This is a genomic window from Bdellovibrio sp. HM001 (assembly GCF_055397275.1).
Genome location: NZ_AP029174.1, coordinates 2,112,726 through 2,138,932, shown reverse-complemented (window position 1 = coordinate 2,138,932; position 26,207 = coordinate 2,112,726). Strand labels below are relative to the sequence as shown.

Genomic DNA, 26,207 nt, shown 5'->3' with positions numbered 1-26,207 from the left:
GGCAGCACAGAACGCCGATAAAGAGATATGCTGCAAAACACTTGGACGTATCGGTTGTTTGTTTTTATTGGTATGGCATTGTGCCTAGGGTGCTCTCTTGACGCCTCCCTGATTAAAGATCAGCTTTCAAATGGCGCTGTGGAGGGGGATGGTCGCATCCCTCTGGCTATCACGATGGAAGTCGGCTCCTCAAAAACCATCGAACCACTGGGGGGAATTCCTCCTTATACTTATAGTGCCTCAACCTCCGGCTATCTTGACATCACGACGGGTCTCTATGTGATTCCTCCGAATGCTCCGTTGATTGAAGAGGTTCTGGAAGTTGTCGACAGTCTTGGGAAAAAATTCGCAGTCACGGTTCATCGCCGGGGTTTTCGCGAGTTTCGCAGAGTTGAAATGCCTCAGTCAGCACAAGATCAGAATTTTATTTCAGATGCGGTATGGCTGTCTTCCGGGGCGGTGTTAGCAATAGCAACGGCCAGTGATAATTCCGGCGAACGCTGGGCTACCTATCGCAGTACAGACGACGGTGTGACCTGGAGTCGTGTGGATCATTTTATGGGTGTCCACTATTATGGTGAGTCCCATGCCATGGCCATGGTGGCAAAAGGCAACACGGTCTTTGCCTGTGGCTATGGTTACTCCTATAACAGCACGGCTCAGGATCCCAATTCGGTTTGGTTTATCCGACGCTCTACTGATGCCGGCACAACCTGGACGACATCGGATTCCTGGTGGGAAGTGGCTGGAGAAGACTATGTTTGTTATGACATTGCAGTTTCGCCTCTGACAGGATTTATTTATTCTGTCGGGTACGGAGACCAAGGATGGGCCATTCGTGAAAGTAAGGATGATGGTGTCACTTGGCAGACAATTTATCACAGCGCGCCCCTGGCCGGTGGTAATGAGATCTCTGCATATCAAGTGGGTGTTTCCCCATCAGGAGAGTTGTTCGTGATGGGGCGATCCGGAGTCGCCAATAACATGTACTTTCTTAAGGGTGTGTTGACTGCGGGAGTTTGGGGATGGACACCCGCGACGACACTTCCCGCTGTAACGAACTATGGCGACTATGAACTCAGAGGGAATTTGCGGGTCCTTGATGACAACACAGCCTACTATTCCTGCTCTGCCGGAAGTGGCAAGATTTATAAGACCGCAGATGGTGGGGTGACCTGGTCGCAGGTTTATTCAGGGCTCGATCTTTTACAGGGGATGACGGTGACCTCGTCAGGGGTTCTGATCGCCACTGGAGGCAGTCGCAGCTCTAATCCCAACGATTGGAAAGTTGTTACTTCCACTGATGGCGTCACATGGACACCGGTGGATCTGGATGCTTTGTTTGGTAATGCGAAAGATCCCTACGGTCTGACGGTGGTGGCACATCCTTCCAGCAACAAGGTTTTGGCCTTCTCTTACAATGATCAGGGATATCAATCAACCGTGGCCTCGTCTGCGGATGCCGGTGCGACATGGAGCTTGGCAGGAGATGTGCGTTTTCAGTGGGCCTTCTGGAGCACAATGGAAAAAGTCATTCGCACTTCACCCACGGAGCTTTACGCCATCGTGGACACCGGAGACATGGATGGAGGGTGGCCCTGGCTGATATCCAAAAGTTCAGACAACGGTGTGACATGGCAGGATTCAGACAGATTTGTGTCGAGTGGCTATATCAATGCCGACGATCTGCTTCAAGGGCACGATGGGGCAATCTATGCAGCTGGCGACCGTGACGGGAACAAAATCATCCGGCGTACTGTCGATGGCGGTGTGTGGACTGATGTCTTTTCCATGGCAGGAACCAGTGGACTCGTGTTCCTGGGTACCAACGACTCAACCGAGACTTATTTTGTTTCTGACGACGGTTCCAATGTGTATTTCAGAAAGACCTCAGATGGGACCTCGTGGAATCTGCTAAAGACCTTCACGCTTCCCGGGGGAGTGAACGAGATTCGTGCCAAGGGTCTTAGTGTTGATAATTCGGGAAACATATTCCTGATGATCATGGAAAGGGTGAATGCCAATGGAACCATAGCGGTTCATCGTTCTGCCGATGGTGGTGCAACGTGGACCGAGGTGCTGCGTGGACCTGGTAATATCAATTATTGGTCGTTAAGATTCAGTTTAAGATTCAGCCCCGCTGGGGATGTTTGGGTTTATGAAGGAGCGAACTTCTTCCGCTCAGTGGATCAAGGGCAAACCTGGATTTTGCAAGCCACGGCTCCGACGGGGACGATTGACATCAGTTGGGTGAACGGGCAGGCGTATTATCTGACAGAAGATCCGGATCATGATTATGCGGTGGTGACCGCGGGAGAAACTCCCGGTTCGTGGGTGATCGTAGAAAGTGTCAGACAACGGGTTGAGGCCGGCGAGATCGCAGGCGAGTATGAAACCGAGTTGGTCGAAAGAAAATTTATTGTTTTGGGGGATTCTGAAGTCCTCTTGAACTACACCTACAACGACGCCTATTTGGGGGCACGAACCATTCTCAGGGTTATCGCGACAAAATGAGGTTTGAACCCCATAGAGTCTTATTCTGAGACATAGATTTTTATCATTTTTTGTTTTGTGCTCTCCCGGCCCACTCGCGAAACACCGATAAGTGAGACATGACTCATTTAATCTCCAGAACGTTTCACAAGCTGTCGAGGTCTCTGCTATTTTTGTTTTTGGCAGGATGCTCTTTGGATGCCTCCCTGGTTAATGAGACGGCTTCTCGGTTGTTGGAGGACGTGACTCCTGACGATGGCCTCCCTGTGCTCAGTGGGCCCGCTGTCACCTTTACTTCACCCTCACGGCTGCGTGTGAATTATGACAGCTATGCCTGGTTTGAACTGCAGTTTACCAATGCAGACACAATTGAAATTGATGAAACCGATTTAATCGTAAATGGCAGTTCTGCCACATGTGAAGTCTATTTTGATAGTTCTGAGGGGTACTATGTCGAGTTGTACAACTGCACCGGAGATGGGACGGTCAGTGTCGGCGTGGCTCCCGGAGTCGCCAGAAGCAGCGATGGAAAATCAAGCGTTCAGACCGCCTCGCCTTTTTTGATCACTGTGGATAACGTGGCTCCCTTTATTGAGATCACTTCTCCTGCTGCCGGAAGTGCGGTTGCAGACAGCCGCAGTTTTGTTGTCAGTGGTGTTTGTGATAATGAAGGGACTGATATTTATTTGAATCATCCTGCTAATAACACGGTTTCGTGCAGCGCTGGAACGTGGACTGCTGACCTTGATGTGACGGGTGTTGGGGCGGGAAGCTTTAATGTGGACGTGACCTATGAAGACGCTGCCGGAAACAGCATCACGGACTCGCGATCCTTTGCAATCCCCGTGAAGATCTACAAAGTGGCAGACATTTTCAATACCCGAAGAACTTCGGGAGTTTTGCTGGGGGATGGCTCTTTTGTTCCGTGGGGTTGGGATACATCAGTGACGGTGATGGATACGGCCACTCAGAATGCCATCAAGTCCGGGGTTCAAACCGTTCTCGGCGCCAACTACGAAAATGCATTTACGGCTCTGAAGACGAATGGAACTTTGGTCAATTGGGGAAGTTCACGCGGCGTCTCCTCAGTGGCCTCTGCTCAGCATATCGTTTCGATGGTGTCTAACCAAGAAGCCTTTTCAGGTCTTAGAAGTAACGGGACGGTCTTTGGCTGGGGATACTTTCACACGGGAGGAAATCCACCAAGCTCAGCGACGGCTGCCAATAGTGGTGTCTACAAGCTCATGGCGGCAAGGGATAGCTTTTTAGCATTGAAAGCCAATGGAAGCGCTGTTGCGTGGGGTGGTTTGTATGGAGAGGGCTCGGTTCCGAGTCAAATTTCTTCTGCAGGCTCTGGAGTCATCGCGGCAGCTGGTCGAAGAATCGCCTGGTCGGCCATGCGTGTTGATGGGTCTATCTATCACTGGGGGGACTCAACTTATGGTGGCTCTGCAGTGGCCCCGCCGGGGGTTATCGAGCTGCTTTGTGCGAACAACGAAGGAGCGTTTGCAGGACGTAAAGCCGATGGTTCGGTGATCACCTGGGGACGAGTGGCTGCGGGTGGGGATCCCTCGGCGCATTTGGCTCAGCTTCAAAACAATCGTAAAATTTTATGCTCTGGAGGCAGTACTTTTGTAACCCTGAGTTCCAGTGGTTCCGTCTTTATTTGGGGAGGCTTTACTCCGTTTTCGGCCTCGCCCCCTGAGTTGGCGTCAGGCGTTTCAGACATCGAAGCTTTGGGAAGTCGTCTGATAGCTTATAAAAGCAACGGGGCTGTTTATGATATCAGCAATAGTACGGGAGCAGCCACAGAGCTGGTTGCTGCCGATGGCGTGGCGACAAGTGTGACTGGTGGCGGAGGGTATGCTGTTCTCAAATCCGATGGTTCCGTTCAGGTCTCCGGTTCGGCCTCTTATGGTGGGGATGCCACGGCGGTGGCTCCTTCACTTGCTTCCGGAGTGATCAAGGTGACTTCAAACTATGGTACTTTTAATGCCTTAAAAGATGACGGAACGATTGTGTCCTGGGGCTTAGACAGTGACACCAGTGCCATATCGGCCTCTCTCGGCGGTCCCTATAAGTCGACGAAAAAAGTTATTGCATCGAAAAAGGCCTTCGCCGCTTTAAGAACAGATGGCTCCGTGGTGAGTTGGGGTGGTGAAATCGCCAACTTCTCAAGTGCGGCGGTCGCTTCTGGAGTGAAAGATTTGTATAATACTGAGCGTGCCTTTGCGGCTCTAAAATCCAATGGCTCTGTGGTCGCATGGGGAGCCTCTGATTATGGCGGAGATGTGGGGGCGGCAAGTGCCTTGTTGAGCTCCGGAGTGAAGGCTGTCTTTGCGAACAGTCGAAGCTTTGCCGCACTCAAAGCGAACGGGACAGTTGTGACCTGGGGGCATGCGGCTTCCGGGGGGGACAGCTCCTCTGTGGCAGGTCAGTTGACGGGTGTTATTCGTCTTTATTCCACTGAGACGGCTTTTGCTGCGTTAAAGGACAACGGAAGTGTTGTTACTTGGGGTGAGGCGAGTGCGGGTGGGGATGGTGCCGCAGTGCTGGGGGCGCTGAGCTCAAAAACTGTCCAAATCTATTCTAACAAAAGAGCATTTGCGGCCTTGCAGGATGATGGCAGTCTGGTGACCTGGGGTGATGCCTTGGCGGGTGGAAATTCCTCGTCTGTTGCAGCTTCACTGAACAGTGGAGTTGTCAGCGTGATTCCGTCAGACCGGGCCTTTGCGGTGGTGAAACCTTTGGGAGCTGTTGTTTCTTGGGGGGATCCTGTTTATGGAGGCGACAGTTCTTCGGTCAGCGCATCCTTGGTGTCGAATGTTTTAAGAGTCACTTCGACCGGGAAAGGTTTCTTTGCCAACAAGGCTGATGGCAGTGTGGTGAGCTGGGGTGACAGTGCGACCGGGGCTGGAAACGCGACTTTAAATACGAATTTTTCACATCGTTTTATTCGTGCCTTTACCAATTTGGCAGCCACAGTCTTCTTGTTGGACAATGGTTCGATACAGACAGCAGGTGACGCTGCCGCCGGGGCCGACGTGTCATCCGTCAGCTCTTCGTTGAGTTACATCAAAGAAGTCGCGTCTTCGGCGCGTGCTTTTGCCGCGCTCAGATCCGACGGTGTCGTTGTCACTTGGGGTGACAGTGCATACGGTGGTAGTTCCGTCGCAGTCGCCTCTAAACTTGCCTCGGGAGTGAAGGCTGTCTATGCCACCGAGGGAGCCTTTGCAGCTCTGAAAGACAACGGGACTGTTGTTACTTGGGGAGACTCCAGCTTGGGCGGGAACTCCAGTGGCGTGATCTTCGCCGATTAAGAGCGTCGCGGAAAAACGACCGAACATTTTGCTGTTGCATCCGGGATCTTTGTTTGTCATGCTTTTTAAAGATCACAAGGATGTGCTCTTATGAAGATTCTCAGCGTAGTAACGGCAACAATTTTCTTTTCTATGAACTCTTGGGCGGCAGCACCGGCCTACAAGGTGAACATGCGTGTCGGCTTGAAGGGTTCAGCACCTATTTCTGTGAATACTGTGGCTAAATCCGGCAAAAAAAGTTTTGTCAGTGAAATTTCTGACGACGGACAAAATGAAACTTTGGTCGAAGTCTATGCTCGCAAATCCCAGGTGAATAAAAAAGACGGATTGTATCTGGATGTGACGGTCACAAAGCGTGTTCGTGGGCAGCAGAAGTTGACTGAGCGGGCTCAGATATTTGCTCCAGATAATCAAGAGATGGAATTTGGCATGAATTCCAAGGGGCGCACTGCGGGGAATTTGTCTTTGGCAGTGATGGCTCATCAACTTTAAATCACCCACCGCATCAATATTCTAAGTACCCCTTGCGACTGAACTTCGGTCGTGATCTGATTTTGTGATCAGAGGGGGTATTATGAAACATCTTGTGAAGGGTCTTGCAGTTTCGACTGTGGTTCTTTCTGTCAGCGCAGCGCAAGCGGGCACGGTTTTGAAACTCAATGCCGGTGCTGTGGATACAAATAAACTTTCTAGCACTTATGCAGCGACTTGGGCGATGGAAGTCCGTGCGACGGAATACATCGTGCAGTTCAAAAAAGCTGTCACCGAAAGAGACAAGGCGGCTCTCAAAGCCCAGTTCGAAGTCTTCGGTTATCTTCCCGATGATGCTTTGGTGGTTCGTGGCACTTATTCTGATTTGATGAAGTTCAAAAACTCCCATGCCGGTGTTCAGGCGGTGGTGAAGTACGCCAATACCTATAAAGTCAGCAAGGACTTCACTCCTGCCAGCGTCTTTAATAAAGACTCCATGGTGGCAGTGCTTGTGAACACGTTCAAGGCCAATGAAGTGGAAGTGGTCGCATCCAAAATTGAAAAAATGGATGTTAAAGTGTCTGTTCAAGTTGTGGATGGAAAGCATATCACAGCCTTGATTCCTCGCGGACTTGTTCCGGCGGTGGCGGCTTTGACAGGGGTTGAACATATTCAACCAGCACCGGTGATCGAATCCTTCCATTTTGCGATGGATCAGAACTTGGCGGACGATGTTTCCGCGGCAGCAGCGGGCGATTACACAGATCTTAAAGGTGATGAGTCCGGCACGCGCTTGATGAACTTCGATGCTGCATGGGCCATGGGTTACGCAGGCCGTGGTCAGACAGTCTCCATGGCAGATACAGGTTTGGATTCCGGTAACACTGGCGCGATCCATCAGGATTTCGCTGGCGGTGTGATCTCTGGCTATCCGTTTGGTTTGTGGTCTAAATCCTGGTCAGATCCAATGGGTCACGGAACTCACGTGGCTGGTTCGGTTATGGGTCGCGGAACAGCGTCCAAAGGTCTGCTCAAAGGCGGCGCTTATGAAGCCAACATGGTGGCTGAGGGCATGTGGTCTCCGATGATGAAGAACTTGAGTGTTCCGTCCAAACTAGGGGATTTGTTTGCAAAAGCTTATGCTGATGGCGCTCGTATTCACACCAACTCTTGGGGTGGGGCGCGTACCTTCGGTGCTTATGACAACTTTGCTATTCAGGTGGATGAGTGGTCCTACGCAAACCCAGATATGCTGATTTTGTTTGCGGCTGGAAACAGTGGTGCGGATAAAAATAAAGACGGCCGTATTGATGCGAACTCCATGGCTTCTCCAGGCACAGCGAAGAATGTGCTGACCGTGGGCGCTTCTGAAAACGTGACTTCTTCCGGTGGGATCCAGGTTCCTATTAAACAACTTCGTGCAGCCAAAGATGAGTGGCCCGCAGAGCCGATCTACAGTTCTTACATTTCAGATAAAGCTGATGGTATTGCGATGTTCTCTTCTCGTGGTCCGACTCAAGATGGTCGTACGAAACCAGACATCGTGGCTCCGGGCACAAATATCCTGAGTGTGTTCTCTCAAGAAAAGGATGCTTCGCCACTTTGGGGTGCTTACAATAAAGACTACGTTTGGTCCGGTGGAACTTCCATGGCGACACCTCTGACAGCAGGGGCTGCGGCGATCGCTCGTCAGGTTCTTGTTGAAAAAATCGGCATCGCGACTCCATCTGCGGCGTTGATGAAAGCAACTATGCTTCACACGGCGGTGGACATGTTCCCAGGTCAGTACGGTGAGGTGGGTGCATCCCGTGGGCAGGAGATTTTGACTCGTCGTCCAAACTCGGATGAAGGTTATGGTCGTGTGGACGTTTCCAACATCGCGAACTTGGGTGCGGGGACAGTCTTCATCGACAATCGCCAAGGTGTTGCACAAGGTGCTGAAGTGACTTATGAATTCACATTGGCAAATCCTGGCAGCCTGTATGCGAACCTTGTTTGGACAGATGCTCCGGGTTCTGCCAATGCCGCGCAAGCGTTGGTGAACGATCTGGATCTGGTTCTGACGATGCCAAATGGGCAAACTTTGAGCATGAACGATCACATCAACAATCTTGAGATGATCGAAAAGTCGGACCTGCCGGCTGGAACTTACAAGCTGACAGTAAAGGGCTTCAAGGTTCCACAGGGTAAAAACGGCGCTCAAGCTTATGCTCTAGTCTATACAGCAAAATAGTCGAAGATAGTGTTTTAAGTATTTGAAAATACAGGCAAAAGGCTCGGGTGCGTCCGGGCCTTTTGTCGTTTGGGGGCGCTGTTTAAAGTTTGATAAACACTCTGAAATTCTTTCCAATGCACTGCTCTTGTTTGATAACTCGTGTCAAATTTGATAGAACAGTCGAGGTTGTAAGTCTGTCCAAAAGTCTAGCTTAAAGCTTAGATCAATGGATGTGTCCCTTTTATCCTTGGGGAGGTTCGTGAATGCAGACGTTTGATGTCGGTGATAATGCAGTTTATCCTGGATATGGCGTTGTTAAAGTGGTTTCTATTGAAACCAAGGAAATGTTGGGAACTAAAACTACGTTCTATAACATGCAGTTGGTAGACACGGGTTTGAAAATCATGATCCCAACGACGAATGTAAAGTCCGCAGGTCTTCGTCCGATCATTTCCAAGTCAGAAGCTTCCAGAGTTGTTGGAATCCTTAAAGAAAAAGACATCAAGATCGACAATCAGACCTGGAACCGCCGTTATCGTGAATACATGGAGAAAATCAAAACAGGCTCCGTGTTCGAGATTGCTGAAGTTTTGCGCGATTTGTTCCTGCTGAAAGCGGACAAAGAGCTGTCCTTCGGTGAGCGCAAGATGTTGGACTCTGCGCGCACGCTTCTTCTAAAAGAACTCACTTTGGCCACCAGCCAAGAAGAGCTCTTCAAAGAGGAAGAAGTTAAAGCCATCTTCGGCATTACAGGCTAGACGATTTCCAAAAAACATAATAAATTCGGGGCTTGGTTTAACAACCAGGCCCTTTTGTTTTTTAGGCTGGTTTCAGGCTCTTGGAGTTCTTATGTCCGCTAAAATTTCTCCGCATGTTCGTGTTCGTTTTGCTCCTTCCCCAACGGGTTATCTGCACGTGGGTGGTGCGCGTACGGCTCTTTATAACTATCTTTTTGCTAAGAAAAACGGCGGTGAATTCATTCTGCGCATCGAAGACACGGATGAGGCTCGCTCCACACAAGAATCTTTGCGTGGGGTGGTGGATGATCTGGTTTGGCTGGGCTTGATGTGGGATGAGGGCGTTGACCCTGTGACACTGAAAGATGTGGGGCCCCACGGTCCTTACCGCCAAAGTGAGCGCCTGCATATTTATAAGGAAATTGCCGACAAACTTCTGAAAGAAGGCAAAGCCTATTACTGCTTCATGACCGAGGCGGAAATTGAAAAGCAAAAAGAAGAAGCCAAGGCCAATGGCAGCTTTGCACATTTGCAGTCGCCGTATCAGGACTGGCCGCTGGAAAAAGCTTTAGAGCGCCTGAAGACGGGCGACAAAGCGGTGGTTCGTTATAAAACCAAGGGTCTTGAGAAAGACTATGTCTTCACCGATCTGGTCCGTGGTGAAGTGAAGTTCCCGTCAGACATGGTGGGGGACTTCGTGTTGCTTCGCTCTGACGGTATGCCGGTTTACAACTTCTGTTGCGTGGTGGATGACCACTTGATGAAAATCACCCATGTCTTCCGTGCGGAAGAGCATCTGCCAAACACGTTGCGCCAGTTGATGATCTATGAGGCGATGAATTGGGAAATCCCGGAATTCGGTCACATGGCTTTGATCTTGGATGAAGATCGTCAAAAACTTTCCAAGCGCAAAGGCGCCGTGGCTTGCGGTCAACTCAAAGACGAAGGTTACTTGGCCAGTGCTGTGTTGAACTTTATTGCTTTGTTGGGCTGGTCCGATCCTCAAGGGCGTGAGCTTTTGTCTGTGGAGGATATGAAGCAGGTCTTTGATATTTCCCGTCTGAATCCTTCCGGAGCGATCTTTGACCGTGTGAAATTCAAGTGGGTGAATGCACAGCACTTGCGTGCGCTTCCGAATGCCGAGCTTTGGAAGGCGATTCAGCCGTTCCTGGCGCGCGAACACATGGAGCTTCCGCAGGATCCGGCATGGCAAAACAAGTCCCTGGATTTGTTTAAGCCTTATATGGAAACTTTGGCCGATGCAATTGAGCTGTATCGTCCGCTGAATGACAAGGCCTATGTCATCCTTCCAGAAGCAGATGAAACCCTGAAGTGGGAACCCACCAAGGCGGTTCTGACGGCATGGAGAGACCTGGTGGCAGCGTTCCCTGCGGATTATATGACGGAAGACGATTTCCTCAAACTTCAGGATGAGGTGAAGAATCAAACTGGGGCCAAAGGAAAGCATCTTTTCATGCCAATTCGTGTGGCGGTGATTGGAAAACCTCACGGGGCGGAGCTAAAAACTTTGGTGCCGCTGATGAAGAAATCCTCTTTGGTGTCCCGCGCAGAGCAGGCGCTGGCAAAAGTATAGGTGAATAAAATGTCGTTGAAGATCCACAACTCGCAAAGTAAGCAGCTTGAAGAATTCGTACCACTGACTCCGGGTCAGGTGAAAATGTACGTGTGTGGTCCTACGGTTTATAACTTCCTGCATGTGGGAAATTTCCGTGGTCCGGTGGTCTTCAACATGGTTCGCAACTGGCTGGAGCATTCAGGTTACAAAGTGACCTATGCTTTGAACTTTACGGATGTGGATGACAAGATTATCAATCGCGCCCACGAACTGGGAATGTCGCCGAACGAGTTGTCTGAAAACTACATCGCCGAATACAAAAAAGATTTCGCGCTGCTGGGGCTTCGTCCGCATGACATGAACCCCAAGGTGACTGAACACATGGACGATATTCGCTCCATGGTGGAAAGTTTGGTGGCTCAGAAGAAAGCCTACGAGGCGCAAGGGGATGTTCTTTATTCCATCGAATCCTTCAAAGACTATGGCAAGCTTAGTGGCCGCAATACGGATGATCTGATGGCTGGCGCCCGCGTGGAGGTTGATGAAAAGAAAAGAAACCCCATGGACTTTGCTCTTTGGAAGGCAGCAAAGCCAGGAGAGGTTTCCTGGCCGTCACCGTGGGGGCCGGGACGTCCGGGCTGGCACATTGAGTGCTCGGCGATGATTAAAAATATTTTCGGTGATCAGATTGACATTCATGGTGGCGGTATGGATTTGATCTTCCCGCACCATGAAAATGAAATCGCACAAAGTGAAGGCTGCACCGGAAAAACATTCGTAAAATACTGGATGCACAATAACATGCTGAACTTCGGCGGACAGAAAATGTCCAAGTCTTTGGGAAATATCGTGACCATGCGGGAATTCCTGGAGATGTACAATGCCGAGATCTATAAATGGATGATTCTGTCTGCACACTATCGCACAATGAGCGAATTCAGTGATGAGACCATCGAACGTGCTGTCGGGGGCTTGTCTCGTGTGTATTCTGCCTTGTCAATGGCAGAAAGTTATCTGACTGCGGATGTGACTCAGGAAGATGCCGCCTTTGCCAAGATCACGCAAGAGGCGTGGAAGAAGGTGGAAGAGGCCATGAATCATGACTTCGGCACTCCGGATACTTTTGCGGCTGTGTTTGAGGTGGTTCGTCAGTTCAACGCACAAGTTCGTCGTGGCATGAAAGTAAATCCGGCGATTCAGGGTAAAGCTCTGGCATTCCGCAATTTCGTTCGTAAGGTTGGCTCAATCATGAGCCTGTTCCAGGAGCCAGCACACGAATTCCTGATCAAGCTGGATGATATGTTGCTAAAGAAAATGAATCTGGAAAGAGCTGCTGTCGACAAACTTGTGGCTGAGCGCGGGGAGGCTCGCGCCGCCAAGGATTTTGCGAAATCGGATGATCTTCGTGCAAAAATCACCGCCCTGGGAATTTCTGTCAGTGACACACCGGAAGGCAGCTTCTGGGAAGTGACGAAATAGATCTTTTAAAAGCCCTCGAAAGAGGGTTTTTTTCTGCCATTTGCCTGCGATTTAATCCAGCGGGAAATCAAAACGCAAGACGACTCGTCCTGTGCTGATAAGCAGGGTGTCGCTATCCATCATGGTGAATTGGCTGGGCAGTTTGGGAATATCTCCGGCCCCTGCAAATGGACCAAGTGCGGTTTCGTTGCACCACTTAGAAATGTTGCCGTTAATCATGGTGCAGTAAATTTTATTTTCGCTCAGAAAGAAAATTCTGGATTTGTCTGGTGTGACAAAGAAGTTCGCGATCTGATTGTGGTCACCAGTTGCGCCCCATGGGATGGTGATAAAGTCCGGTGTGACGCTAAAAACAGTGTGAAGTGTTTGTGCCCCCGGGTTCAGGGGGTTGGTGATCTTGCGAATTTTAAGCCCTTCGATGAAGAAGAGTTCATCATCGGTTTCCAGAGCCGGATCATTTTCTATGAATTGTAAAGCGCAGTAAGAACTTATACAGACTGATGATAAGTTAAAGCCTCTTAAGTCCGTTGGAGTGCTTTGGTCAGGCGCTGGAGTGGGACCTCCCACAGGTCCCAGAATATTTGTCACTGTGTCGGAAGTGAAATTGAAAGCACTTATCTTAGGGTCATCCGTCAGAATGTTCAGTGGGCTTGTGTACTTCCCCATAAGGAAGACGATACTGTCTTTCTTCATCGCAAGATTTTGTCTGCCGCCGGAGACGTACATGGACGAGGTTGAGGGGGTCGTGGCGGTATGCCACTGAGCGCCTGTGCTGCCGGTTTGTCTTGCGACGACTTTACCATCTTTGTCGATACTCAGTAGACGATTGGAGACGCGCATCCACGGAAGCCCCTCGGAGTTGAAGGTCAGTACACCGCCATTTTCGGCGTAGCGATAGCCCATGGGGATATCCGGAGAAATCGCTGTGCCTGTTGGGACATAGGTGGTTGGTCCGTTAACCTGATTGCCCCAAAGCACTTTTGTTTTGTTGTCAGAGCCAATATATCCTAGAACCTGGCCCACTTTATCAGCAAAATACAATCCAGGGCTCCAGATGCTTCCGGGTTCGGTGCTGGTTTTATAGAAAATCGAGCCCAAGCCAGTGGCGCGGAAGAGCATCTTGTCCATGTCTTTTCCGAAGAAGGGCATAGTTCCGGCGATAGTTTGCACTCGACCTGTGGGATCAATGAAGCGAACCCGGTAGGATCCGGTTGTGTTCAGCTTCAGGCCGTCTAAGAAGAATAAGTTATTATTCTTGTCGTGGGCCATGGCAAGATCCAGGAAGCTGCAGGCATCAACGGCGTACACGTCATCTTCCCAGCAATTTCCCGCAGTTCCCTTGTAGCTCAGGACAACCCCAGCAGAAGTTTCCCCTGCAGTTTGGGCCAATCCTGGATTGGCCCATTTGTGAATCAGATCATGGGCCGCAGAGTTGTGAACCACATAGAGATGATTGTCGACGTTGCTCCAAAGCAGGCCCCGGGCTGCGGTGCTGGTGATGGAGGTTGTGTAGTGTTGGCCGTTGATAATCTTGTAAACCGCTCCCCCATAGGGAGCTAGGTAGATCTTTTGACCTCGGTCTCGCACAACCAGGCTGGAGTAGAGATAATACAAACCAGTGGAAAACGGAGTTTCTGTTGCCAGGGTATTGTTAACGCCATTTCCCGCAGCACAGTTTCCGGCGACATGAGTGGGTGCCCCCGGAGTTCCATCAGCGAGTTGAGGGATTTTTACCAGCTGCCGGCGAGTCTCTGCAGCGTCGCCTGCGGTCGAGCAGGGAACATTCATATACAGTGAATTGTCTTCGTCAAACGGGATGGGTCCTAGATGGGTTGAAAGATCCTGGGCCGTGATGCCTGAAAGTTGTTTGGCATCATAGTGAGCCCCGCCGCCGGCGTAGTGACGGGATGTTTTCTTTTCCAAATCCAACTGGTAGATACGGGCGACAGACCTGTTGTCGGAAAGAGCGGTGCTGACATAGAGGAGCCCGTTGTTGTCAAAGGAGATGCTCAGGAAGCTTAAAGACAGTTTTGGCAGGGTGTAACTTCCTCCATCGGCCGAGAGTCCGGTGTCGGCCCAGTTTCTGACGGCCATGTTAACGCCGATGACCAACTCACTGGTACCGGCAGAGGGGCTGAATCGAACAACTCCCATGGCGGACACAGTGAAGATGTCTCCCGTCAGTGGGTGAACGGCGATGGACTGGGACGTGGAATTTGAGTTCTGGAAACTGATGGTTTTCGGAGTTCCTCCGATGCCATTGTCGAGGCTGCCTGCGAAGATCGACCAATTCGGAGCGTTGAGGGGTGCTGAATTGACCCGGAATGATTTATTTCCAGCTTGGTCCTCTACGCTGATACGTACCATGAAGTAGCTGGCTGGTGCAGAGAAGTGGGTATAAGAGTCCGAATATGTTTTAGTTCCTGTGCCAAGTGTGCCGTATTTCTTTATCAATGGAATCCATGTGGATCCGTCCAAGGTGTAATCAAGAGAGATTGGGGACGTGGCCAGAGCTGTGGCGTCTTTCACGGCCCAGGATATATGGACGGGATCACCGGCATTGAAGTTTTTGCTTTGATTGGTCGGGTTGAAAACTGCAAAAGAATCGACCGTCGGGGGCGAATTTCCCTCGAAGGCGATGGTGTCGGCGTTGGTTCCCAGATCTCCCGTCGGGAGGGTCATCACGGATGTGTTTCCGGCCTGATCCAAAACACGGGCACAAATCTTCTTCAGACCGTCGACAGCTCGCAGGCTTAGATTCTTACTGGCTGTCGCAGAGGACATTTCAAAACTTTCGAACTTGTCAAAAAGACAACTGGCATTTTCATCAGTGGCCTCTTGCAACTGCACGGTCAAAGGGGCGGAGCTGTTGTCTGTGGCAGAGATTTCAACGGCTACGAAAGGGCTGGTTGTGACCTCGGCACCTTTTTCAATCTGAAGAGATGCAACTGTCGGAATCACCGTGTCGCGAATCCAGGTTGACTTTAAAGTCATAGTTGCTGAACCGTCGCTGACATTGTTTGTTTGACTGAAAGAGTATTCGTAGGAGCCGTCTGTGGCCTGATTTGAATTGAAACTCCAGGTTCCGATGTCTGAAACTCCATCACAAGAAACTGTCGTGGGCAGCATCGGAGTTGCGGCAGGAGTGACAACTACGCCAGGATTTTCACTCATGGAAGCTGAGCGGTCACAGGTTCCGCTGAACGAATAAAAATCCCCATTTGCGTAGTTCAGTCTTTTTTGTGTCAAGGTCAGTTGTGGCAGATTGCGACTAAGGCGGAATGTCGGAGAGACAGCCGTGGTTTGATTGCCAGCTTGGTCTGTGGCAGTGATTCGGATCACACAATTGGTCGAATCGACAACCGCAGCAAGATCAGTGCTGCTGATGATTTGGGAACCGGTATTTTTAATCTTTTTATAAAGTACGACGTAATTTGCTCCACCATCATTTGAAAACTCAATGGTGATGGGGTTTTCGCTTGGGTGCAGGTCGGAGCTTGTCCAACTTAGGGTGTTGTTGGTGAGCCCATTCCAGCTCTCGCTAGCCCCTGGCGAAAGAACGCTTAAAGTGGGCCCTGTGGAATCGATGGTGAAGGGCTTTGTCGAAACGGCCTCAGAGGATCTTCCATGGACGTCGTGGGTTGCGACTTTTATGCGTACGTTTGACGAGTTGATAGACGGGATTGTCCAAGAGTAAATGCCAGTCGGAGGCTGGTTGTCGGCAATGACCTGCCAAGAGACGCCGCCGTCCGTGGAGTAGAAGAGCGTTGTGGGGGTTGCGGTAAATGACATGTCCTGGGCTGACCAAGAAATGGATCTGGTGGTCCCGCCTTTGTAGATTCCATGGGTGTTCATGGAGTTGAGGGTCACCACGGGGGAATTTACGTCCACCACCAGTGGCGAAGTCTCAAAGAAGGGTGACTTCGAACCATTTTTATCCAGATAAGATGCGCGAACCTGAACTTGATCTGATTCGATGTCCGGCACTTGTAAGGAGTATCGTCTGGCTTTTGTGGTGGATCGGCCCACTTCAGTCCAGGAGGTGCCGGCGTTGGTGGAGATCTCAAAAATGACCAACGAGTCCAGTAGAGTGATGTCCTTAATTGTCCAAGACAGCTCCAGAGTCGAGTTCGCCTTAAGTTGGGAATTATTGATCGCCGGCGTTGTTGAAACAATGCCTTTTCCTGAGGCAAACTCGCGATAGAAATTGCTGTGTTTGCTGCATGCACTTAAAAGCAGCGTAAGCACCAGTGTCGTCAAGACGGTCCAAGGTTGCTTTAAAATGATAAACTGTCTGGTACGTGCGAGAGAGATCATCCACGTACTCTTCGGAAATTTCTGGAACAATCTTTAAAAAATGAATGTTTCCGAATTCATACAAGTGTTCACAGTCCGGCAATTATGGAATCCAGATCCGGCTTGGAGATAGGCAACTTTCCGGAGTCCCGAGTGATTTTACTGACGACTCCGAAGGGAATGTCACCCCACCAGCGCTCAATCAAGGTTCCATCATCCAGAGTCGTGCTCATCTTACAGGTGTTGTAGGTGCCAGCCGGGGCCTTGAGCTTTTCCAGCTTGCCACCGTTTCTTACGCAATCGGCGATGATGCTTTTGAATTTTTCAGGTGTGTACATGTCTTTGGTTTCAACAATATGACTGTTGTTTTCGCCACCGATGGAGGCATCGATACGGATTTTCCAAAGATGGCTTTGTTCGTCTCGGGAAAGAATTTCTTTGGTGATTTTCACACCCAGCGTTTCACCGTTGCGATTGATTTCCCCAGTCCAGGAAACTTTATCGCCGACCGAAGGGTAGGCCTCCGCATGAAGAGTGGAAAGTGAAATGGCCGTGGCGGCCAGAAGAGTCTTTGCCCAAAACATAAGAGCCTCCTTTTGAACCCCATGATGCATGGGATGAAAAGGAAGCTCTAAGAAAAACGAGGTCGGGGTGCTATTTTACAGGCTTCACTTTGCCGCAATCAGCAGAAATAAACTTGCCTTCATATCGAATGACAGTGTCTTTGCCTTTGCTGTTTTTGCCGGTCATCACACCCTCATATTGTGTGTCGGATTTGGCGGTCCATTCAAAAGTGCCCTTGGCATCTTCCTTCGGGCAATCGAATGTTCCTGAGAGCTTCTTTGCAGTTTGAGTTGTGACCTTTGTGGTGCAGGATTTGGTGGCATCCATAACGGACTTTGGATTGTTCAGCATGTCGGCAGTGTAGCAAATGCGATAGCCGTCTTTTGTAATGGGCATGTGGCTGCCGGACTTGGCCATCATCTCTTCCATTTGTTTGCGCTGCTCTGCAGGCACTTGCGCCAGGGCCTTGTTCATTTCCGCCATGGGATCAAAAACTTTTCCATCCAGGGTCAAAGTCATCTTGGCTTCCCACAGGCCCGGTTTGATATCAAAGGCCTGGGCCGAGGAAGCGGCAGTCAGAAGGGCTGCAGTCAGAAGCAGGTGTTTCATAAAAATCTCCAAGTCGAAGTTGTCTATCTATCTTAATTGACCCGCACGCTCATGAGTCAAGGCACTAAAGTCATCTCGTAGCGAATGTTTTTCTGAATACCTTCATCACTCATATGTTGCGGACGGTACTTTCCTTCAAGGAACATCTGCACCTGATCGTTGTAAAACGGGGACAAGATATGACCCGAGATGCCGATGGGATTAATACCCCAGCTTTCCTGAGGGTGGGCAAAATCAATCACGCGTCGTGTGGAGGGGCCTGCGACGACTTTGAAGTCGCCTCCCAGTCCACGCATTTTGTTGTTGTTGATCTCATTATAGGCGCCGGGTATGGGGTGTGGCCCGATGTTAAAAATTTTATTCAGCGGAAAACTGCGTCCTAGCGGGTGAGTGTATTCGACGGTGTGAAGTTCGCCCCAAGTTGTTCCGCGCACTTTATCAATCGCCTTTAAAAATGCTGTGGAAATGACTTCAGACTTATTATGATCTGCCCACCATGGCGAGGCCTCATTGAGCATTGTTCTTTCATAGAACGACCAGGCGTAAGGGGTTGTCAAATAAGTCGCACGCTGGTCTGCGGGCATTCGTTCAACCAGGGTCAGCACGATTTCATTGTTCCATTGGTGATAAAGGCTTGCCTCGGTGGAATCAATCTCAGAGTGCAGATTCCATGCTTTCAGGGCTGTGATTTCCTTATCAAAGCGCTGTTTGTCGGACTCACTTAAAAGAAGATTTTCCAGAAGTCTGTCTAGAAGTTGTCGTGTTTGGTAGTTGTAGTTTTCAGTTTGCAGGTTTTTGACGTCTTCAGCGCTCCACAGGTCTTTTTCGCTTAAAGCGCGTGTCAGGGTCTGATAGCGGTCGTCTGACTGCCAGTCGCCGCGAATTAACGAATCCAGTCCTGGCGGGCGGGAGTTGGCTGTCACGATGATGCCGGAGGGGGGATTGATCTGATGAGGTTTTTCCTGCCACGACAGGACACGAACGTATTCATCCTTGCCCGAGGCGCCATCTAAGATCATATCTGAATTCGGATTTTGTTTGACGGCTATGTCGCCAAAGATCCACCAGGCGATGTTGTCTGCATCGGCATACATGACGTTGAGTCCTGGAGCTGTGCCATGTTGCAAAGCTTTTTCAAAAGTCGCCATGTTCTTAGCTTCGGCCATTTCACGCAGAGCCTTCATGGGGTTGTTGTCCGGGCGATGATAAGCCCATTTTAAAGCCAGGCTCTTGCGTTCCAGGGTTTCGTCCATGATCGGGCCATGCGGGGTTTCAATCATATTCAAGATCAGGTCCTTCTGGTCTTTGATTTTAATGATTTCGGTCCATTCCTGATAAGGGACTTCTTTGCCAGCAAAAACGACCGTCTTTTTTTCTTTGTTCAGGGTCTCGGCATAAAGATCCATGTCGTCAGCCAGAGACATGGTAAAGCCCCAGGCATGATGGAAATTGTGCCCCAGAATAGCAAAGGGAACCAAAGGCAGATAGTGTCCGTAAAGCTCAAAGTCCGGAGTTTGAATATGGGCCTCAACCCAGGTGGCCGGATGAGAAAAGCCAATATGCGGATCATTGGCAAAAAGACTTTTGCCGGATTGAGATCTGTCGGAAGAGATCAACCAGGCGTTGCTGCCTTCAAAACTGCCGGCAAAAAGGTTTTCAGTTGGCAGTACGAAGGGGGCCAGGGATTCAGACCAGGAAGAAATCTTCAGGGTTGCTTTTAGCGGATCATTGCGTAAAGCCTGAAAAACATCTTCGGGCATGGTTTTGGCAAATTCAGTCATTAGGGGATCCGCTTTCAGGGCAATGCCAAAACTGTAGGCCATGTGACCTGTCATGACGTAGGCATCCCATGGCGTGAAGGGTTCAGGTTTGATGCCGACAATTTGCAGGTCATAGGGAAGGGGGCGGGTTTTGATGAATTCGTTAACGCCATCAAAGTAAGCCTGCATTTCGTTCCACATCTGCTGGTCGAAACGGCCTTCTTGTTTTTCTTTTTCAATCATGCGCTCAACCGATCGGCGCAGCATCAAGCTGCGATACAGCTTGTCACTTTTTAAAGCCAGCTCACCGAAGACCTCACTTAAAGTCCCTTGAGTCATGCGCCGGGACAGTTCCATTTGAAACAGCCTTTCGCTGGCCATGACAAATCCCAGGGCGCGCAGGGCGTCCACTTTCGTCGTGGCCTTGATGTGAGGAATTCCGTACTGATCGCGAATGACCAAGACGGGGGAACTCAGACCTGCAAGAGTGAGCTTTCCTTCCATGGGCGGCAAAGACTGGCGCATAAAGTAATAGGCGCCAACAGTCAGGATCAAAACCAGTGCTGTAAATACGAGAAGGCTTCGCTTGAATAGTTTCATCCTAGAACTCTCAACTGACGTCTGCACCGAGGCAAGGACCTTTAATGCCACCTCGCATATAACGCGGGGCTAGGGTCAAAAAAGTGCGGGTACTTTCATAAGGAAGTGCTATTCTTGGAGGGATGGGCTCTACCTACAAAAAGAACTTTCAATTGGTGTCAGACTTCAAACCTTCTGGTGATCAGCCAAAGGCGATTGAACAAATTGCTGAAAACTTTGCGGCAGGATTAAAACATCAGACGCTGCTGGGGGTGACCGGGTCAGGTAAGACCTTCACCATGGCCCATACGATTGCCAATTTGAATCAACCAGCGCTGGTCTTGGCTCCGAATAAAACACTGGCGGCGCAGTTGTATGCCGAATTCAAAGAGCTGTTCCCTCACAATGCTGTTGAGTACTTTGTGAGCTACTATGATTACTACCAGCCAGAAGCCTACATTCCTTCGACAGACACTTACATCGAAAAAGATTCGGCCATAAATGAGCAGATCGATCGCATGCGCCACTCGGCCACCAGATCCCTGTTTGATCGTCGGGATGTGATTATTGTCAGCTCCGTGTCTTGTATTTATGGTTTGGGTTCTCCGGAAGCCTATGAAGGCATGATGATTCAAATTGTCTCTAACACCGAGATGAAGCGGGATCATCTGTTGCGGGAATTGATACGCATTCAGTATCAGCGCAACAACGTGGACTTTTCGCGCGGAACCGTGCGGGTGCGCGGGGATAATGTTGAAATCTTCCCTCCGTATGAAGAAGAGCGCGCCGTGCGGGTGGAGTTCTTTGGGGACTTTATCGAGCGTCTTTCATGGATTGATCCTTTGACCGGTCAGGTTTTGGAAGAGCTGGATCAGGTCGGTATTTATCCGGGAAGTCACCACGTCACCAGTGATGAGGGCCTGAAGCACGCCATTAAAACAATCCAGGATGAATTGCGTGACCGCCTGGCACAGCTCAATAAAGAAATGAAACTGCTGGAAGCCCAGCGCCTGGAACAAAGAACCTATTACGACATCGAGATGATGGAGCAGATGGGTTTTTGTCAGGGTATTGAAAACTACTCTCGTCATATGACTGGTCGTGGGCCGGGGGAGCCGCCTCCGACTTTGCTTGAATATTTCCCCAAAGACTTTGTGACGTTTGTGGATGAGTCCCACGTCACTATTCCTCAGATCGGTGGCATGTATCGCGGGGATCGGGCGCGCAAGATGAATCTGGTGGAGCACGGTTTCCGTCTGCCATCAGCACTGGACAATCGCCCTTTGAACTTCCAGGAGTTTGAACGGATGATGGATAAAGTCGTCTATGTATCGGCAACCCCGGGTGTGTATGAGCTGCAAAAATCCGAAGGTGTGATTGTCGAGCAGATCATCCGTCCGACGGGCCTGATCGATCCTGTTGTTGAAGTTCGTCCGGTCAAACATCAGGTGGATGACTTGTTAAAAGAAATCCGCGAACGGGTAAAAAAACAAGAGCGCGTCCTGATCACAACACTGACCAAGCGCTCGGCGGAAGATCTGACGGAGTACTACGAAAACCTCGGTATCAAAGTCAAATACCTGCACAGTGAAATCGACACCATGGAACGTATGGAGATCCTGCGGGATTTGCGTCTGGGCGTCTTTGATGTCCTGGTGGGAATCAATTTGCTGCGAGAAGGACTGGATATCCCGGAGGTCAGTCTGGTTGGTATCACCGATGCCGATAAAGAAGGCTTCCTGCGCTCGGAAAGATCCCTGGTGCAAACCATTGGGCGCGCGGCCCGAAACTTGAATGGCCGGGTGATTCTGTACGGGGACGTGATCACGGAAAGCATGCAAAAGGCGATCAACGAAACAGAACGCCGTCGTCGTATTCAGGCTGAATACAACGAAACTCACGGCATCACACCACAATCCGTGAAGAAGAAAATCAAAGACGGTCTGGGTGAGCTGTTTGATGGAACTGTATCGACTCCTTTGGCCGGAGCGAACAAGTCCGCTGCTATCATGAACAAATTTGCGCATCAGCCGGAAAAGATCCAGCAGGAAATCGAAAAGCTGCGTGCACGTATGAAAGAGCTGTCAGCGAACCTGGAGTTTGAAGAAGCGGCTAAAATCCGCGATGAAATCAAACGTCTGCAGATTGTGGAATTGAACGTCCGCAGTGGCGAGGTGGAAGCTGAAAGCGCGGAGGCTGTCAAAGATGGCCTCAAGTAGTTCTCGCTTCGAGGAAGTTCGCGACAAGGTCAAAGAGTTTCCCACGCAGAGTGGTGTTTACCTGATGAAAAACAGCGCCGACAAAATCATCTATGTCGGCAAAGCCAAAAATCTGCGCAGTCGGGTGCGCAGCTACTTCACCGACAGCAAGGACCATTCGCCTAAAACCCGACTTCTGGTTTCCAACATCAACGAAGTTGAATACATTCTGACTAAAACCGAGGTTGAAGCCTTCCTGCTTGAGGCCTCACTGATTAAAAAGCACCGTCCGAAGTACAATATCCGTCTGCGGGATGATAAAGCCTATCCCTACATCCGCCTGAGTTGGGGGGATGAGTTCCCGCGCCTGTATTTGGCGCGAAAGGTGAAAAAAGACGGGTCTCTTTATTTTGGTCCCTACACCTCGGGTCTGGCGGTGCAGGGCACAATTCGTTTCTTAAACAGAACTTTCAAAATCCGCGATTGCACGGATGCGGTTTTTAAAACCCGCAAACGCCCTTGCATGACCTATCAGATTGGCCGTTGCACGGCCCCTTGTGTGGAGTACATCACCAAGGATGACTATCGTGGCGAGATTGAAGGTGCGAAGTTATTCTTAAAAGGTCAGAACCGTAAAGTGGTCAAAGCCATGACTGAAAAGATGCGGGCGGCGGCGGACGAAGAAAAGTTTGAGGTGGCGGCCAGGTTGCGTGACTCGGTGGAGTCGATCAAGGCGATCTTGCAAAAACAGGCCGTCATCAACGACACCTCGGAAAAAGATCAGGATGCTGTGGGCTTCTTTGGTGATGAGCGTGGCTGTCTTATTGAGACCGTCCACGTGCGTGCGGGTCGCGTGATCGGAACCCGATCGCATTATCTTCCGCATTTTGATCCCAACGATGCCATCGAGGATCCGCGCGAGTGGCTGGTGGACTTCTTGAATCAGTATTATGATGACAACTTCATTCCAGACGAAGTTTTGTTGCCACTGGATATTGGCAATGACCTGACGAAGTTAATGGAAGAGGTCTTAAAAGAACGCTCGGGCAGCAAGACCGTGGTAAGATTTGCGACGGACGAGCGCGGACGCAATCTGGTGGAAATGGCCCATGACAATGCCAAGGCCCACTTCCTGAAGTATGTTTCCAAGTCCGAGGAAAAGCTGCGGGGGCTTGACGAGATCAAAGAACGCTTTGGTCTTACAGATCGTCCGCGTCGAATTGAGTGTTATGATATTTCAACCTTCCAAGGGGCCGAGACGGTGGCTTCTCAGGTGGTCTTTGAAGATGGAGTCCCTGCGAAAGAGCATTACCGCCGCTATAAAATCAAAACAGTGCAGGGGATCAATGACTTTGCTTCAATGTATGAGGTCTTAAGTCGCAGATTCAAACACAGTGAGTACGAAGATCCGCAGTTGATCGTGATCGATGGTGGCAAAGGGCAATTGGCGCAGGCGATGAAAATTCTGGAAGAAATCGGACGCAAGGACATTCCTGTGGTGGGGTTGGCCAAAGCCCGCACAGAAAGTGACTTCCAGAAGCAGGAGGTGGAGTCCACGGAAGAGCGTTTCTTCCTGCCGGGGCGATCCAATCCGGTGATTTTCAAGCACAATGCAGAGGCATTGCATATTTTAACGGGTATTCGTGACGAAGCCCATCGGTTCGCCATCACCTATCACCGCAAACTGCGGGAAGGCACTTCACTTGAAAGTGAATTGGACTATGTTGTGGGGTTAGGGGAAAAAAGGAAGAAACTTCTTTTGACTCGATTCCAGTCTATTGATGAAATCAAAATGGCCGATCCTGAAGAGATCGCAAAGCTAAAGACTTTCAACCGAGTTCTTGCCGAGCGCATTCTGCTTCAGCTAAACGAAGGCGAAGAAGAAGAAACAGAGGTTGAAGAGTGAAGAGTCATGCGCTCTTAGTGGGACTGGGAATATTTTTGAGCCGGATCGCGGGTTTGGTCCGCGAACGGGTGTTCGCCCACTTTTTCGGGAACTCCGATGCCGGGGATGCTTTTAAGGCCGCCCTGAAAATTCCTAACTTTTTACAGAATCTCTTTGGTGAGGGTGTGCTTTCAGCCAGCTTCATCCCGGTTTATGCCCAGCTTTTGGCTAAAAAACACGATGAAGAGGCCGCGAAAGTGGCCTCTGTCATTGGCAGTTTGTTGTTTTTGCTGACGTCGTTTTTGGTTCTGGGCGGAGTTTTCGCCACACCTTTTTTGATTGATCTTATTGCTCCGGGCTTCACGGGTGAAAAACGCACTCTGACGATTCAGATTGTTCAGATTCTTTTCCCGGGAACCGGCTTTTTGGTGATGTCGGCATGGTGCTTGGGGATTTTGAACTCGCACCGTCGCTTTTTCCTTTCGTATGTCGCTCCTGTGATTTGGAATCTGTCGATTATTGCTGCGCTGGTTTTATGGGGTGGCAAACAAGGGCAGTTTGACCTGGCCGTGACGGTGGCATGGGGACTTGTGGCGGGAAGCTTTTTGCAGTTCTTCATTCAGCTTCCCTCGGCGCTAAGATTGGGGAAAAAGATTTCTCCATCTTTGAATTTAAATTTATCCTCTGTGCGCACGGTGGTTCGCAATTTCGTGCCCGTGGTTTTCTCTCGTGGTGTGGTTCAGATCAGTGCCTATATTGACAACGTTTTGGCCAGCTTGCTTCCGACGGGGGCGGTTTCCGCGTTAGCCTATGCGCAAACTTTGTATCTGCTTCCGGTCAGTCTTTTCGGCATGAGTGTTTCTGCGGCCGAGCTTCCGGCCATGTCACAGGCCACGGGCAGCGAAGAGGACATTCGTCATTACCTGCAAGGTCGTCTGAATCGCGGTTTGCAGCAGATTGCCTTCTTTATTATCCCGTCGGTTGTGGGGTTTGTTATTCTGGGGGATTTGATTGTCGGAGCCGTTTTTCAGACAGGTCAATTCCAAGCCGATAACACCCGTTATGTCTGGCTGGTTTTGGTCGGGTACACGGTAGGACTTTTGGCTTCTACTTTGGGACGCTTGTATTCGTCGACCTTTTATTCTTTGAAGGACACTCGAACACCCTTGCAGTTTGCGATTGTGCGTGTGATCTTCGCAACGGTGTTGGGGGTTCTGGGGGGATTCTACCTGCCAGAGGCTTTGGGTTTTGATCGTCAGTGGGGCACAGTGGGTTTGACAGTGGCTGCTGGGGTTGCGGCCTGGATTGAGTTTTACCTGCTTCGTCAGGCCTTAAACAAAAAAATCGGCAAAACAGGCTTGCCACTAAACTTTCAAGCTAAAGTGTGGTTGATGGCTCTGGTTGGAGCGGGCGCAGGCGCCCTGGTGGTGCGCCTGGCGGTGGATTCTTCCCTTCATGTGATCATTCGCGCGGCGGTTGCTTTGGTGATTTACGGAGTGCTGTATTTTGCCTTGGGATATGCCTTTAAGGTCGAGCAGGCTCAGGGTCTTTTGCAAAAGGTTCTGCGCCGTATTCGCTAGTACCGCACCCCCCAGCCGTAAAGATCCACGATGATATTGCCATCGGGGAACTTAAATCTTAAAGCGCCACTGAAGTAGCCTTCATGCCAGGGACGGAACTCCACCCGGGTCCGGCAGCTTTGTCCTGGAAACAGGAATTCGGGGCATTGGCTCCAGGCCCAGAAAGCGGCGCCGGTGATGTAGATGCCGCGGATTTGCAGGGGCTCTTGCCCTGTGTTGCGCAGGTAGAGATCGGCATATTGACTCCAGTTCACTCGCACGCTGCCGAAGTTATAGTAATAATACCTGCTGGATTGAGCTTCGATGGTGGTGGGGCTCACCCTCAACTCCACCGGGGAGGCCAAGGCAAGAACGGGAAGTTGCAGGGTCATTGTGAGGATTATACTTAATAGATTTCTCATAAGCACCTCCTGACATCCTTATTTTTTTCCAAGAAGAGATTGGT

At 50.3% G+C, this 26,207-nt stretch carries 15 protein-coding genes; 10 read left to right on the top strand and 5 right to left on the bottom strand.

Annotated elements, in window-relative coordinates; translation table 11 throughout:
- Window positions 1-72 precede the first annotated feature (72 nt).
- The 7 genes from ACZ5ZZ_RS10280 (at window position 73) to cysS (ending at window position 12,291) form a co-directional block, all read left to right on the top strand.
- Complete coding sequence (locus tag ACZ5ZZ_RS10280; protein WP_464139240.1) at window positions 73-2,514, top strand: hypothetical protein; 2,442 nt, start codon at window positions 73-75, stop codon at window positions 2,512-2,514.
- Between the two features lie 98 nt (window positions 2,515-2,612).
- Window positions 2,613-5,813 carry an RCC1 domain-containing protein gene (locus tag ACZ5ZZ_RS10275; protein ID WP_464139238.1) on the top strand — a complete coding sequence of 1,067 codons (3,201 nt, stop codon included), beginning with the start codon at window positions 2,613-2,615 and terminating at the stop codon, window positions 5,811-5,813.
- 90 nt (window positions 5,814-5,903) lie between these two features.
- Window positions 5,904-6,305 carry a hypothetical protein gene (locus ACZ5ZZ_RS10270; protein ID WP_464139237.1) on the top strand — a complete coding sequence of 134 codons (402 nt, stop codon included), beginning with the start codon at window positions 5,904-5,906 and terminating at the stop codon, window positions 6,303-6,305.
- Window positions 6,306-6,387: 82 nt separating this feature from the next.
- Window positions 6,388-8,517 (top strand): S8 family serine peptidase, encoded by a 2,130-nt coding sequence (locus ACZ5ZZ_RS10265; RefSeq protein WP_464139235.1) that lies wholly within the window; start codon window positions 6,388-6,390, stop codon window positions 8,515-8,517.
- Window positions 8,518-8,762: 245 nt separating this feature from the next.
- Window positions 8,763-9,257: a CarD family transcriptional regulator gene (locus ACZ5ZZ_RS10260; RefSeq protein ID WP_347357796.1), complete on the top strand. Its 495-nt coding sequence runs from the start codon at window positions 8,763-8,765 to the stop codon at window positions 9,255-9,257.
- Window positions 9,258-9,348: 91 nt separating this feature from the next.
- Complete coding sequence (gene gltX / locus ACZ5ZZ_RS10255; protein WP_464139233.1) at window positions 9,349-10,830, top strand: glutamate--tRNA ligase; 1,482 nt, start codon at window positions 9,349-9,351, stop codon at window positions 10,828-10,830.
- Between the two features lie 9 nt (window positions 10,831-10,839).
- Window positions 10,840-12,291, top strand: coding sequence for a cysteine--tRNA ligase (gene cysS / locus ACZ5ZZ_RS10250; protein ID WP_464139231.1), 1,452 nt, complete (start codon window positions 10,840-10,842; stop codon window positions 12,289-12,291).
- A 51-nt stretch (window positions 12,292-12,342) separates the two neighbouring features.
- Here the strand turns inward: cysS and ACZ5ZZ_RS10245 are convergent, their stop codons facing one another.
- The 4 genes from ACZ5ZZ_RS10245 to ACZ5ZZ_RS10230 all read right to left on the bottom strand — a co-directional run bounded on the left by ACZ5ZZ_RS10245 (window position 12,343) and on the right by ACZ5ZZ_RS10230 (window position 20,120).
- Complete coding sequence (locus ACZ5ZZ_RS10245) at window positions 12,343-16,608, bottom strand: hypothetical protein (RefSeq protein WP_464139230.1); 4,266 nt, start codon at window positions 16,606-16,608, stop codon at window positions 12,343-12,345.
- A gap of 68 nt (window positions 16,609-16,676) precedes the next feature.
- A complete protein-coding gene (locus ACZ5ZZ_RS10240) occupies window positions 16,677-17,171 on the bottom strand; it encodes a hypothetical protein (protein ID WP_464139228.1) in 495 nt (164 codons plus the stop codon).
- A gap of 70 nt (window positions 17,172-17,241) precedes the next feature.
- The gene (locus ACZ5ZZ_RS10235; RefSeq protein ID WP_464139226.1) at window positions 17,242-17,760 is read right to left on the bottom strand and encodes a DUF3617 domain-containing protein; all 519 of its coding nucleotides are present in this window, start codon (window positions 17,758-17,760) and stop codon (window positions 17,242-17,244) included.
- A 56-nt stretch (window positions 17,761-17,816) separates the two neighbouring features.
- Entirely contained in the window at window positions 17,817-20,120 is a 2,304-nt protein-coding gene (locus ACZ5ZZ_RS10230; protein WP_464139224.1) for a penicillin acylase family protein, read from the bottom strand.
- 122 nt (window positions 20,121-20,242) lie between these two features.
- Between ACZ5ZZ_RS10230 and uvrB the strand changes: the two genes are divergently transcribed.
- From uvrB to murJ, 3 genes are read left to right on the top strand one after another with little or no spacing between them, the layout of a single operon-like run.
- Window positions 20,243-22,318, top strand: a complete 2,076-nt coding sequence (gene uvrB, locus ACZ5ZZ_RS10225; RefSeq protein WP_464117112.1) for an excinuclease ABC subunit UvrB — start codon at window positions 20,243-20,245, stop codon at window positions 22,316-22,318.
- A complete protein-coding gene (uvrC, locus tag ACZ5ZZ_RS10220; RefSeq protein WP_464139222.1) occupies window positions 22,305-24,203 on the top strand; it encodes an excinuclease ABC subunit UvrC in 1,899 nt (632 codons plus the stop codon). The genes uvrB and uvrC overlap by 14 nt, the downstream gene beginning before the upstream one ends.
- On the top strand, window positions 24,200-25,762 hold the full coding sequence (gene murJ / locus ACZ5ZZ_RS10215; RefSeq protein ID WP_464139221.1) for a murein biosynthesis integral membrane protein MurJ: 1,563 nt from the start codon (window positions 24,200-24,202) through the stop codon (window positions 25,760-25,762). The genes uvrC and murJ overlap by 4 nt, the downstream gene beginning before the upstream one ends.
- Here the strand turns inward: murJ and ACZ5ZZ_RS10210 are convergent.
- Window positions 25,759-26,163: an Ig-like domain-containing protein gene (locus ACZ5ZZ_RS10210; RefSeq protein ID WP_464130941.1), complete on the bottom strand. Its 405-nt coding sequence runs from the start codon at window positions 26,161-26,163 to the stop codon at window positions 25,759-25,761. The genes murJ and ACZ5ZZ_RS10210 overlap by 4 nt on opposite strands.
- Between the last annotated feature and the right edge of the window lie 44 nt (window positions 26,164-26,207).